A 15272-nucleotide genomic window follows, 5' to 3' on the forward strand; every position below is an offset into this window, starting at 1 on the left:
TAATTTGGGGCAATAGCTTTTTTCTTTTTTGACTATCTGTAAAGTGTAAAATGACCTACAAAATCCCGATTGTCTTTTGGATCGTTTAGTTTTAAAACAAACCAATAATCTCCTGAAGGTAGTTCCTGTCCGTTGTATTTTCCATCCCAGGTTTGCCCTAAGTGATAAGTAGCAATTTTTCGTCCATACCGGTCAAAAATGTCAAATGTTAAATCTTTATAATTTATAGTACAACCCGGAGCCCAGCCGTCGCTTATTCCGTCTCCGTTTGGAGTGAAGTAATTTGGAATACACACATCAATATATTCAAAATATCGGGTTGCTGTTGCGGTACAACCATTAGCATCCGTTACCTGAACGGTATAATCTCCCGATTTATAAATGATGTAAGTGTTTTTAGTTCCGTTGTATTCTCCGTTAAAAGTGTATTGATAACCTCCGCCACCGCCGGTTGCAGTTGCCACAATTTCGTTCAATCCGCCATCACTTAAAGTTAAGGTCAATGGATCTACCTGTAAAATATTGAAATTAGGCGTTCGTTTGATACAGCCGTTAGTATGTCTTACATCAATATAATGACCAGTACCCGGAGTAATATTTGTAAAAATATTACTTGACTGATAATTTCCTCCATCTAATGAATAATCTAAATCGGCAGGATTCGTAATACTAGGATCAACTGTTACTGTCACCGAATTAGCAGCTGCATTATTTACACAACTATAATCTACTAAGGCAACCGGATCAATTTTAACCGATTCTTCTAAAGGAACTTCTAATTCGTATGAACAACTATTGGCATCAATAATATATACAATGTGTGTTCCTCCTGTTATTCCTGTAAAATCAAAACGGCTCTGAGTAGGATCTCCGGTAGTAAAAGTACCGTTAGGGTCATCTAAAATAACACTATATGGCAATACACCACCCGCTATATCAATACTAAATGCAGCATCATTGTCACCGTAGCAAATTTCAGGAACTATTGAAGTTGGGTCAACAGTCGCACTGATTGGTGCTGGTTCAGTCATATCAAAATCTAATCGGACATAACATCCTAATTGATCCTGAACAATAACATCATAATGACCCGGTGCCAGATTTTCAAAAATACTAGAATCAAAAAACTGATTTAAATTAGGTGAAATAGCGTATTTAATAATGCCTGTTCCGCCAGAAGCAGTTACTGTATAAATACCATTATTAGCGCCGTTACAACTTACCGGCGTTATAGTGCCTGAGGCAGTTAACGGCTCAAGAGGTTGTGTTATTGTAATAACAGTTGAAGTAGTAGTACAATCGCCACTGTCTACTCTTACCTGATAATCTCCGGCATATAGTGCGGTGAAATTACCAGAAGTTGTTGGCCCTTGAACTTTGGCACCCGAACCATCCAGTAAGGTATAGCTGTAATTTCCTAATCCTCCCTGAGCTGTTGCCACAATAACTCCGGTATTATCTCCGGCACAATTGATAACCGCATTGGCGCTGTCAATGTCAATTGTCAGAGGAGGCAGAGGATCTATTTTAATTTGGTTCGAAATAACCGAAATACAGCCGTTAGCGTCTCTAACATAATAGGCGTAAGTTCCCGGAGGAACAGGGAAAGTTGTAGAATTGCCAGCCAAAGCAGTACTTGCAGTAAAGTTAGCATCGGTACTGTAACTATAAGTTCCTGTTCCGCCAGTTGCACTTAGAGTCAAAGTAGTTTGATTCAAACAAGTTTGCGTGCTGGCAACCACTAAACTGGCGTTTACTTTTGATGGTTCCTGAATTACTATAGGAGTAGATGTAGCGGTACAGCTGTAACCATCTGTTACGGAAACGGTGTAGGTTCCGGCTCCTAAACCTGAGAATACAGGAGAAGCTTGTGGGCCACTTGAAGTAGCAGGTGTTAAAGAAGTTGTATTTAATGTATAAATATAATTAGAACCCTGACCACCGGTGGTTGTACTAACCGTAATAGTTGCGTTTTTATCACCAAAACAGCTAACCATAGTAATATCTGAATTTGCGGTAATGCTAATTGGTGTTGGAACCACTAAAGTCACATTTGCGGAAGCGATACAACCTTTGCTATCTTTTACATTAACAGTGTAATTACCGGCAGTTAGATTTGTAAAAGTGCTTTGAGAAGAATAAGCCACATTTACCGGTCCAACTAATTCGTACTGATAACCACCTGGCCAACCACCAGTTGCAGTAGCTGAAATTGTACCGTCATTATTTCCTGAAATACAAGTAATCGCCGTATGGGTTTCGGAAGTTGTTAAAGCTGCATTTGGCTGATCAATTGTAAAGTTTGTAGTAGTCGAACAGTAAGGTGTGTTTGTTAATGTTGCTGTAACACTATAAACTCCTGCGGTTAATCCACTAAGAGTAAATGGTCCCGCTGATGGTGAATTTCCTGAACTTGCCGTTGGTCCAGTTACTACATAACTAAATGGACCAGCATCATTTGTTGGATTTAGCTGATTGTCTACAAGGGTTAATTGAACTGTTCCTTCATTTGAACCAAAACAGATTACATCGCTAGTTTTTACTGCTTTTAATTCGAATGTGTTTGGATTGTTTACGTAATGTACCGTTTGGATGCTACAAGTTGTTGTTGGGTTTGTCACCGTTATGATATAATCCCCAATAGGTAATCCTGTAAAAATTCCAGTTGTATTTGTTTGTGAATAAACACCACCAAGTACTCCTCCCAAGCTGTCTTCAACGGTGTAATTTAATACTGTAGGAGTACCTCCAATTGTAGTTGCTGTCACAGTGATATCTTCTTCGTTGGTCGTACAAGTAATTGCATTGTTTACTGCTACGTTGATTTTATCCAAAGCAATAAAAGGATTGATAGTAACTGTTGAAGCAGCAGTTCCCATACAACCATTACTATCATATACATTTACGGTGTAAGTACCGCCTAATAAATTGGTTTCTGTATACAAATTGTTTGGTCCAAATTGAACTACTGAACCGTCTTTTATAAACTCATAGTTATAAACTCCTGAACCGCCATTTACACCATTAGCAGTAATTGTAGCAAAATTATTGGCATTCGAACCCGAATTACATCCAAATTGAGAAACTGTTGGTGTTGGAACTATAATAACAGCTGGTTCATCAATAGTAATCGATGCTGTTGCTGTACATCCTCTACCTGATGTCACTTCTACTGTGTAAGTTCCTGCTGTTAATCCAGAGAAAACATTTGAAGTTTGGTTAGTTGCTCCTCTATCAATGCTATAGCTATAAACAGGGTTGTCATTTACTCCTGTGCCTGGCGTATCCATAGTAGCAGTTATGCTTCCGTTGTCGCCTCCATTACAAGTTACATCCGTTTTAGAAAGGGCAAAACCAGTTATTGGGGTTGCGGCTTCTAAAGTTACTGTTACAGAATAAGTACAAGTTGTTGTCATATCAGTAACCATAATGGTATGGTTTCCTGCAGAGATATTTGTGAAATCAGCTGAAGCTTGATTCCCACCCCCATCGATACTGTACTGGTAAGTTCCTGAACCTCCTGTTGCTAAAGCGGTTAGTGTACCATCTCCATCAGCACAACTTGGCAAGGCTGTAATGCTGGCTTGCAATTGCAAAGCCGGTAATATTGTTACTGAGAAAGGAACTGGATTTGTACAGCCATTAGCATCTTTTACTACTACATCATAGGTTCCAGCTGCGTTTACGGTGAATGTAGGACTACTTTGGAATCCTGCGCCAATGCTGTATTCGTATGGAGCGATTCCTGTAGTTACATCTATAGTAAAAGTATAAGTTCCTGTTGGACTAGGGCACTGATTTAATCCTGGAACGCTTATTCCGGAAGGAAGCGGATCAGTAGCAATGCTAATTGCCAAAGGACTTGAAATAACACAACCATTCGCATCTTTTACCCACACATCCCATGTGGATACCGCAGGGTCTAAAACAGCTGAAGGGGAGTTGGTGTAATCTGTTGCAACAACTGTTGTCCCATTTGGCACAAAAGCATAGCTATAAGGTGGAATCCCTCCGGAAGCGGTTACCGATACCTGAGCGCCAAAATTACAATTCGCATTGATGTTGGATGCTGGTGTTAATGTTAATAATGCAGGTTCTGAAACAGTTACCGAAGTTGTGGCTTCACAGCCTGTTGTTTCGTCTGTTACAATTATAGTATAGGTTCCAATTGCTAATCCCGGAAGTGTAATTGTAGCATTTGATTGTCCTGTAGCTGTTGGCGTTCCATTGATGGAATAACTATAAGTTCCTGTAAAATTAGTTACGGCAAATTGAACTGTTCCGTTAGTTCCTCCATTACAACTTACATCACTAATTAATTGTCCTGAAACAGTAATGTTAGTTACCGGATCTACTGTATAAGCTTCCTGATAGGTACAGCCGTTGTCATCTGTTACCTGGAATAAGTAAGTTCCCGGAGTTAAGTCTGTAAAGGTTCCACTTGAAGCTCCACTAACATTGGTTGTTGCGCTTGTTGGGAATACAATGGCATAACTTAAAGGCAATGTGCCATTTGTAGTAGTAAGTGTTACCGTACTGGTTTGACTGCTAACAGGCATACAATGAATATCAGTTCCATTGATATCTAAATCTGTTGGTGGATTTAAAGGTGGAATGTTAACTCCATTTACCAATTCAAAAGTACAACCATTAGCATCTTTTACCCAAACATTAAAAGTAGTTCCTACGAATGACTGATAGGTATTTGATGAGGTATAACTTGCTCCATTATTATAGCTATAGGTGTAAGGAGCAGTTCCGTTAATTCCGGTTACAGTTACAGTTGCTGCCTGAGCGGTATTTCCGGAGCCACAACTTAAAGCTGTGGTTAAATCTGATGAGGCAGCAAGAGGAGTTGGTTCCGTGATTGTTATTGGAGCGCTTAAGTATTCGCACATTTTACTGTTTCGTACAGTTACATGATAATTTGTTCCTGCAGTCAATCCGGTAAATTGGTTAGATGGTTGGTATCCATAAGGAACAGGACCATCTAATTTATATTCATAAGGACCTTCACCGGAAGTAACAGTTACTGTTATGCTTCCTTCATTACCATTATTACAGATCACATTGGTTTTCGAAGTGGTGAAAATGGTTGGTGTGATTGGGTCTAATGTCAGACTCGTTGTAGCCTGACAGCTTGTTGAATTATTGCTGTCAGTAACTCTGAAAGTATAAGTTCCTGCTGTTGATGCAGTAAATACATTAGAAGTCATTGTAGTCCAACTTATACCATCTGGAGAAGATTCATACGCATAATTTGCTGAAGGAGATGTATTTCCTCCGGAAACCGTTAATGTAATTTCAGCATTAGGAGATGTAGTACAATCTAATTCTTTTGTTAATTCGGCATCGATTTGCAATTGCGGATGTACTATGTAATTAACATTGGCAGTACAATTATTACCGTCTTTAATCACTAAATTATAAGTTCCTGAGGCATTAAAAGTAAAATCAGGACTGCTTTGGAAAGCACTTCCATTGACGCTGTAAGTTGCACCTCCAACAATATCCGGATCTACCGTTCCTGTAATGCTAATCGTAAACGGATTGCCATCGTAGCAAATTGAAGCCGGAGTATCAATTGTTGGAGCATCATCTGATAACAACTGAATAGGATAAGCCTGAATACATTTATTGGCATCCATCGCATAAACAATATAGTCACCGGTTTCTTTGTAAAAGGTGTTAGTCGTACCCCAATTTGAATCACTAGATGTCGGAGCGGTAGATGTATCCGGTAAAATTTGATATTGATATGGAATAGGAGTAGCTACCTGTGGCGGAACCGCTAATAAATCTTCCCGAGACATCGTAGTTCCTCCTTTGGCAATGGCTACAATCTGACCTGCATTAAGATTACAGTTGTCTTTTTTAGTAATCGTAGCTGTAACTTCCAATTCAGTAGCCGATTCGTAGATGTCAAAAGGAAGCGTTGCACTACTACAACCATCATTTGTTCCTCCGTTCTCGGTGATTACTACATAGTATGAACCAGGTGCGAGGCCACCAATTAAAGGCATTACAAAAGGATAAGCGCCTACCGCTATTCCTGATCCATTATTTGATGGAGACAAAGGCATATTGGTTTTTGAATCATACACTGCATAATCTACTGAATCAGGGGCAACATATCCTACAGGAGCAGAAGGATCTTTGTCTAAAGTAATCGAAACTGTTCCATCATTGGCTCCTTTACAGGTAACATCGGTTACGACTCTTAAAGTAGCCAAACTGGTTGCTTTAATTGTTGGAGTTGATGCCTCTTTGATATAGGAGCATTTTGTAACATCATCAAATACTATGAATGAGTAAATGACTCCTTGTAACAAATTGGTAAAAGTTGTTGATCGTGGGTTTAAAGGATCTTCTGCCTGAAAAGGATATTGAACATCTCCAGTCACAGGATCAAAAGTTGGAGCAGTAGGGTATAATCCGGTTACAGGATCTTTTTGGTAAATGGCAAAGTAAAAAGGGCCACTTCCTAATATTGCACCGGTTGCAGTAACTGTAACCGTTCCACCTGAAGCGCAGTCTGCAGTAGATTCTACTACAATATCCAGATTATCGGGAGGAGAAATTACCTTTGTAGTAGTTTTTAATGAACAACCATTAGCATCCACCACAGTAAGGTAATAAGTACCAAAGTTTAAATCTGAAAAAGTATGATTTGTTCCAGTAGCTTTTGCGACTGTGAGTGTTGGTTCGCCTACATTATTCGTTAAAATATAAGTATAAGGAGCTGTTCCTCCTAAACCTAGAGCATCTACATTAACTGTAATTGAACCTAAAGAGGTACTGGCACATTGAATCTCGGTTGTTGAAAGGGTGTATTTTAATGCAGTTGGTTCGTTAATAGTAAGATTGTAAGTGTCGGTACAGCCTTTACTGTCTTTTAATGTTACGGTATAGTTTCCGGCTGCTAAACTTGAAAAAACGTTTGAAGATTGAAAATTGGTTCCATCGATACTATAGCTAAATGGAGCTAATCCTACAGCGCTATTAATATTCACTCTAATAGAAGCAGTCGATTCACCATTACAATAAATATCCTGAGTTTGTGTATGATCAATTATATCCGGATTAACAGGAGCAGTTAATACAATCGGAGTTGGAGTGGTTGCTGTACATCCATTGGCATCGGTAACTCTAAAGGTATAACTTCCAGGAGTAGTAGTATTAAATACATTGGAAGCCATTGTCGTGAAATTAGTTCCATCTGTAGAAAAAGCATAAGTGTAAGAGCCATTGTTTCCGTTAGCTGCTGTAAGTGTAACTTGGGCTTCTACCGGAGTACTACAAGTGATGTTTTTATTCAATACAGCATTTAATGTTAATCTTGGGTAAATGATCGTTGGCGTGTTGCTTGGGGCGGTACAACCATTTCCATCAATAATAGTTACGGTGTAAGTTCCCGGGGTATTAACGGTAAATGTAGGGCTGTTTTGGTAAGTTGTGCCCCCGTTGATACTGTATCGTAACGGAGCTAATCCGGTTCCGGTTGCTGTAAAAGTAAATCCAGTTGCAACATCACATTGATTAGACGCCAAAACTGGAGTTGTAACCGTTGGCAAAGGATCACTTGCAATAGTAACTGTTGTCATTTCAGTACATCCATTCGCATCTTTTACATAAACGTCCCAGGATAAGTTGGCTCCTGAATTGGTGGCAACAGTAACGATGTTGCTAGTAGCATAAGTTGTTGGGGCCGAAGCACCTGAAATTACTGCTGCATAGCTGTAATTAGGAGTTCCTCCCGTTGCGTTTACACTAATCTGAGCGTTATCATTGTTACAATTGATGTTGGTTGCAGTAGCTGCTAAGGCTAAAGGAGCTGTAGGCTCTGTAATAGTTACGGTTGCTGTAGCATCACAAGAGGTCGTTTCATCAATAACAGTAATTGTATAGCTTCCTTCCGGTTGATTTGTTAAATCAATAGTTGGTGCACTGTATCCTGTAATTGCTGTACCGCTATTAATACTATAACTGTAAGTTCCCGAAAATCCGGAAACGGTAAATACAGCATTTCCCGAACTGTCTCCAAAACACAACACATCACTGCTTACATTACCTGCAACGGCAATTGGAGTTACCGGATTGATAACATGAGATTCCGTATAATAACAGCCGTTTTCATCGGTTACTTTAAAGATGTAAGTTCCTGGTGATAAATTGGAGAAAACTCCTGTTGTATTGGATGGAGCAGTTGAAGCCGGAGAGATGATTTCATAAGTCAAAGTTCCTACACCGTTAGTAGCAAAGATTGTTACATCAGTTGTTGGATTATTGCAGCTAATTGGTGCAGCTGTAAAACTTAAATCAGTAGGAGGATTTAGTTTGTTTAGAGTAACACTGCCAGGAAAAATACAACCATTGGCATCTCTTACGGAATAATTTATGGGTTGATCTGTACCATTATCGTTTACCGTTAGAACATTTGAACTGCTGTAAGTACTTCCGTTAAAACTGTAGGTGTAAGGCGCCGTTCCTGTTGTTGGAACTTCGATGGTAATTGTTGCGGATTGTTTGGTATTGGTTGTACTACAGCTAAAAGGAATAACTGTTGCAGTAGTCGTTAAAGCTGTAGGTTCAGTTAAAGTAACCGTTCCGGTGAAAGGGCAATTTTTACTATCACGAACTTCATAAGAATAAGTAATATTGGCACTTAATCCTGTATAAAGACTAGTAGTTGAAGGAGTACTTCCATCGAAACTATACGTATAAGGACCAACTCCTCCCGAAGGAATAATTTGAACGCTACCATTAGCATCTCCGTTACATAATGGATTTATGGTATTCAAAGTAGCATTTACAGGAACTAAAGGATTGATAGTCGCTGAAGTTGTCGTAACACAACCTTTCGCATCTGTAATTTCAAAGGTATAATTGCCGGCGGTTGCAGTGGTATAAGTAAAAGAGGTTCCGGTAACTGCGTTACTAGTGCCATAGCTGGCTGAGCCTTCTTTGACTTTGTAAGTAAAAGGACTGTTTCCTCCTGAGATTGATACTGTAATTACCGCTTCAGGACTTGTAGTACAATCTAATTCTTTGATGTTAGCGATTGTGGCTGTTAATTGTGGCGCAATAATGATATTGGCAATAGTCGCTGTACAATTATAACTGTCGGTTACTATGATTTCGTGAGTTCCCGGAGTTACATTGGTAAAAGTATTAGAGTTTTGAGCAGGAGCACCATCCAGACTGTAAACAAAAGGAGCTGTTCCGCCAGAAGCAGCCACTACTAATGTTGCCTGATCCAGACTATCATAGCAAAAGTCTGTACTTGGAGCTAAAGTAGCTGATAAAGTTGGAGGAGCAACTACTGTAATGACATTGCTGTCATCGGTGCAATTATTCGCATCGTATCCACGAACGATATAGCTTCCCGGAGGAACATCTGTAAATGAACCAGATGTTTGTGAAGGAACAATGTTAGTTGTTGCTGTGGCATTCCATAATTCGTAACGATAAGCAGGAGTTCCGCCTGTTGCCGAAGCGGTAATTGTCGCTCCTGTTGTACAATTAGCCGGAATACTTATGGTTGCAGTTGTAACTAAAGGAGCAGGAGCTGTAATTGTAGCAGTAAATGATTGCTCACAAGTATTGCCTGCAGTTGCACCATAACGAATTTTTAAATTATAAGTGCCTGGAGCCAATCCGGTAATGGTGTATGGAGAAGTCATTTGGGTATTCCAGGTTGCTCCGTTATCAAGAGAATATTGGAATCCGTTGGTTGTATCAAAATTAGTTGCAGCGATAGTAATTTCACCGTCATTAGGGCCGGAACAGTTTAGATTTTTAACATTTACTAAGGATGCTGTAAAAGCTTCATCTGTAGGGATAACCACTGTGAAATCTTTGGTTGTAATACAGGCTTTAGGCAATTGATAGACTTCGATATCATCAACGGCAAAATCGATTCCATTAACCTGAGCTATTTCTAAACGTAATACAAAATCTAATGTAGTGTTGTCTCCCGGGTTAATGGTTTTGTTGTATTCAATCCAACCATTCGTTTTTGGAATTCCTCCGGTAGATTCTGATGATAGTGCAACTCCAGAGGCATTTTGTAACTCAACTGTAAGGGATGCGTCAGGTTGGCCATTACCCACTTTCAATAAATTGGTAGCAAAAAAGCGCACCTGAATAGGTTGGTTAGGAATAATATCCTGAATGGTTTTTCTGTACACAACAGCATTATTCGGGATGGCGCTTCCGGCGTCAACGGCTAAATATCTTCCGGTTGCACTTCCTGCAGTATGGTCAACCGGATTGTGCCATCCGCTGTATATTCCGTTTTTAATGGTATTGGTAACGGTATATTCTCCGTTGTTCAGGGTTCCGTTTCCATCACAGGTTATGAAGTTCTGTCTTTCAAAACAGAATGCAGGATTAATTCCCGGGGAAGCCACTTCAGAACCAGATCCAAAATCTTCTTTTAATAAATTGCTATAGGTTGGCACAGTCAATAATTGGTACGAAACGCTCACGGTATGGGTTCCGGAAGCCACATTGGTGAACACATTAGGCGGAACATTAGTATTTGGAATTCCGTCAATAAGGTATTCGTAGCTATAATTTGCACCTCCATTATTGGTTACAGTTACCGTAGCAGTAGCGGTACCGTCGCAATTAAAAGCAGGGCTTTCTACCTTGATTGTAGGTTCAACCGGTACCGGATCTATCACAATATTAGACATTGGATAAATACAGCCATTAGCATCTCTGACATATACGGTGTAAGTTCCCGGAGCCAGATAAGCCTCATTGGTTGTGGTCCATGTTGTTTGGTTGTCAAAACTATATTGGTATGGAGCGGTACCTCCCTGCGGATTGGTAATTCTTATTTTTCCTTCTCCTGATGTTCCGCAACCTGCTAATTCCGAAACCCCTGCTGAAGCAGTTACTGCGGTATCGGGTTGAGTAATTATGATGCTTTGCGCGGTGCTAAAACAATCGGTTCCTGCCAATGAATATTTTACAATAGCGTTGTAAGTTCCGGCGCTAAGATTAGAAAAAGTTGGATTAGGGGTATAAGTAGCACCATTATCAATGCTATAAGCTAAGGTGTAACCGTTGGCATTACTTACGTTGAAATTGATGGCTCCGGTCGTATCATTATAACACAAAATATTTGTTTGACTGATGGTGAAAGCAGGAGGCGGAACGGCTGCTACTGTTATAGAGGTAGTAGCTCTGCATCCTTTGACATCTTCAACAATAATTGTATATAATCCTCCCGGAGGTAATGGTTCACTCACAACAATTTGTGGAGAATATTGAAAATTATCCGTTCCATTGATAAAATAAGTATATGGCGGAGTACCTCCTAAGGGATAAACGGTAATTTCACCATCCTCACAAGTTAAAGGTTTGGTAATTGCCGATGTAGCGGTAAGCAAAGGAGGGTCGGTTAATGTGATGTTTTCTGAATAGTCACAACCATCATCTGTCCATACCCGGGCGGTGTAGGTTCCGGGATTTAAATTTGGGAATTCATATTCGCTGGCTGTAATTGGACCTACAGTATTAATTAAAGTTGCTCCCTGATAAAGATTGTAATAATATTGCGGACGAATGTCATTAGCCGCCAGTTTAATACTGCCCTTGTCTCCATTACAAGAAGGTTGGCTAATAAAAGTTGAAACTGTAAAATTTCTTTGACGAATCAGGATGTCCGGAACTGTGAAAATACAGGGATTAGTAACAACTCCAACCTGGCGAATGTACACCGTATATGAGCCTGCAGTTGTTATAGTAAAGACATTTGAGGGTTGGTAATTTGTTCCGTTCAAACTGTATTCGTATCCGTTTGGAACACCACCTACAGTAATTTCTCCGGAGGTATTACAAATAATATCTCTGGAAGTTGCGGTAGGATTCAATACATTTTGATATACATTGAAATAAAAAATGCTGTAGCAACCTCCTGTATAATTGATTACAATTCGAAATTGTCCTGAAGTATTAACGGTGTAATTAGGGCCGGTTCCCACCTGATTCCAAGTGCAGGACGAACTTTCATTGGCGCAATTATCTACAGTAATGGCAGCACAACTGCTTTCGTCTAATTTTTGCCAACTAATCGATGTGGCATCACTAATTCCTGTGGTAATGGCACGGGTTGCATTGGCTCCGCATAGGAAAATATTAGGCAGAATTTTTCCGTTGTTAGGACAAATAGGTGTCGTGTCAGCAAAAGGAATAACCGGATTTGTAATAGTATTTCCGTACGGAATTACAGTTATTTGCTGGGTAATAGACTGACAGCCGTTAGTAGCTGTATTGTGTACATAGTAAACACCTGTTTGAGTAGCAGTATAGGTTTGTCCTGTTCCAATAACCGGACTTCCGGTAGAACTGGTGGACCAGGAATAGCTGTCATATCCGTCGGCTGCTGTTAAAACAACACTGGCACCACATAAAATAGCCGTTTGGGTAAATTGACAATTGGAAATATCAACTATAAAGTTAGTCGATTCCGGATTTCCTAGTTTACATTCAGTGGTAGCAAAACTTCCTTCTTCCTGAAATATGTCAGTATTGATAACGCCACTGTAAGTAGCGAAAGCCTGGTTCATAATGACGTTAGAACAGGCGTCGCTTAACATGTTGCAATCGGGTACTACCTGAATGTTTAATCGAATGGTATATTGAGCATCATTAATTTCTACTGAAGTACTAGGTATGGAGAAAATGATCGTTCTGGTAGCAGGGTCGTAGGATTGTAATGTTGCTCCTCCTGCATTACTATAGTCTATATTTGTAGTTGGATTAAAAACAATATTTTCAGGGAGGATATCTTTTATGGTAAAGTTGGTAACATTATCGTTACCTACACTTTGGTAGCTGATTTCATAAGTTAAAGATTGTCCTAAATTAACATTTCCTCCCCCAATGTTGGTTCCAGAAGTGTTTTTTACCAGTTTAGTCAAATCTATCTTTGGTGCAATAATATCTACGGCATAAGCGGAGAAAAAGGCAAATACGGGATCTGCCTGGCCTCTGGCTACCTGTAAGGTGAAATCTGTCGATGTTTGATTGTTTTTTATATATTCCGGGTTTGCTCCGTTCACTTCTAATAATCCTGTATCATAGCCAAGAGTATTAGATCCTGAAGGGTTTCTTGCGGTTTGTACACCATTAGTATTTTCAATAGTTGAATTAAAAAATTTGTTGGCCGGTCTTAAAGGAGTAGTAACTTCTTTAGTTCCAAATTCCAGTTTTGTTCCTCCTTTGGGTTTGTCTCCATCTAAAGCCGCATAGGCAAACTGTAGATCTACTGAACCCGATGTAGGGGTTATAAAACCTGTTACCGGAATTTTTTCGTAATGAGAATCATAAATATGGCTAAATCCATCAAATACGGTAAATGATTTCATGTGAAGTGTAGGGTCTTCATAGATTACAAAAAGAGTCCAACCGGCAGATAAACCGGTATCTCCGTTAAATCCCTGACTTGAAATTACATTAGCAACTGTATATGTTCCGCTGATATTAGATAAAGTACTCAACAAATTTGTTACATCGGCATAGCAGGCATAAGGTTTATTTGAATCTGGAGGGATAGGTGTGCTATTAGCATCATAGATTACTTCTCCGGTAATATCATTGTATGTTGATGAACCGGGAAGTTTTAGTTTTACTTTATTGATATCGGTTCTGCTGCCACTTTGAAGCATAGCGCCCCAGTAAAGTGCTGCATAAGATACTCTGTAACAGCTGCTTGAAGTTCCGTTTAATTGCGTAGGAGCTAATAAATCGGCGCTGCTGGAACTAAAGGTTGAAGCATCATTATCGATATCAATATATTTCATATCAATATCCTGATTGGATTTTGTATCATTGTTATATGGATTGTTGTCGTATCCCAGAATATTGTTTCCGGCGACCTCCATTTTTCCTCTAATATCAATTTGTTTTCTTATGGAAAAAGTTTTATAGGTTTGAGAATAGGTAGTCAACCCTAAAAAGAGCATGGAAAACAGGAGGACTGTTCCAAAAAATTTAGAAATGGTCAGGGATGCTAAATCTGTTTTCTTTTTCTTATCAGACCAAATTGATTTTGACCCAAAGAACATTGCTTTCGGAATAGTTACAAATGACAGATTTTCCGAAAATAATCCGGATATTATTAGTAGGTAGTTTTTTTTCATTCGGGAAAATTTATAGTTCCGTTGGTATATCTTTAAATACCATAATCCAACGGCACTTCAGGGGCGTAAAGTTGGGTTGGGTTATCGTATTGCTTTATGTTAAATCTATTTCATGTTCTAATTGTTTTCAATTCGTACTATGAATAATTTGCCGTTGTATGGCTTGCTTCCTTTTGCTTTTAACGCTCTTTTAGCCTCTTCCAAATCATCGAATTTTTCATAATAAATAAAATATTTACTCGTATTTACATCATAAAAGAAATCAATGTTTGTTTGTCCTAAGGATACTGCTTTTCTTAAAAAATCATCCCGTTTTGTCGTATCATTATGAACTGCCAGAATAAGATAATAGGCACTTTGAGTGTTTTTAATATTTTTGAGAATTTGCATCGAAGACTGTTCTTCACCAAAATCAAAATCTTCCGCTTTTAGAGGTACAGCACTAAACGGTGTTTTTTCTTTTATTTCATTTAAAACTGCTCTGTCTTTATCATATTTTGCCTGTTCATTTTCAAATGAGGCTCGTTTGATTCTTCTTTTCTTCTCAATTTCGGTTTCAGTATTAATTTTCTCTAAGGAAGCAATCAAATTCAGATTGGTTTGTACTGCGTTTGATTGTTCTGTTTTTAATTGGCTGATCGTACTTTGATACATACGGTTGAAAGCGTCGTTTTTAGTAGATACTTTTTTGTTTCTCTCAGCTGATAAAGCTTCTAATTCCTTAATTTTTTGGTTTTGTTTTAGATTGATGTCCGTGATTTGTTGACGTAACGATTCAATAGCTCTGTTTTCAGCAGAGGCACTTTTAAATGGTTTTGGTGCTTTGAAAATCCCTTTTTCACTTAAATCATTTTCTTCTTTTAAGTCTTTAAGGTCTTTTTCTTTAACAGCAACCATGTCATTAAATTTTTTCAATAATTCCTGTTGGCTGCGTCTTAGCTCTTCAATGGATTTTGCTAAATCTTCCATTTCTTTAGCATTAGCATCATTTGGTGTCGCAGCGGTTTGAGCGGCGAGTGCCTCGGCTTTCGCTTTATTTTCAGCGTCCAGTTTGGCTTTCGCTAAGGCGTCTGCTTTTGCTTTTTCCTCGGCAGCTTTTTGAGCGGCGAGTGCATC

Annotated in this window: 1 protein-coding gene and 1 pseudogene; both read right to left on the bottom strand. The window is 39.1% G+C overall.

What is annotated here, in order from left to right; all coding sequences use genetic code 11:
• Positions 1-32 precede the first annotated feature (32 nt).
• On the bottom strand, positions 33-14156 hold the full coding sequence (locus H599_RS0114360) for a T9SS type B sorting domain-containing protein (RefSeq protein ID WP_081810575.1): 14124 nt from the start codon (positions 14154-14156) through the stop codon (positions 33-35).
• A gap of 117 nt (positions 14157-14273) precedes the next feature.
• A pseudogene (locus tag H599_RS20915) lies at positions 14274-15272 on the bottom strand (PorP/SprF family type IX secretion system membrane protein); the annotation flags it as partial.

It is taken from the genome of Flavobacterium daejeonense DSM 17708, assembly GCF_000425425.1.
GTDB lineage: Bacteria > Bacteroidota > Bacteroidia > Flavobacteriales > Flavobacteriaceae > Flavobacterium > Flavobacterium daejeonense.

What these genes read in the sequence shown, in the direction of transcription:
- H599_RS0114360 (WP_081810575.1), bottom strand. Translation starts at nt 14,156, where the DNA reads ATGAAAAAAAACTACCTACTAATAATATCCGGATTATTTTCGGAAAAT.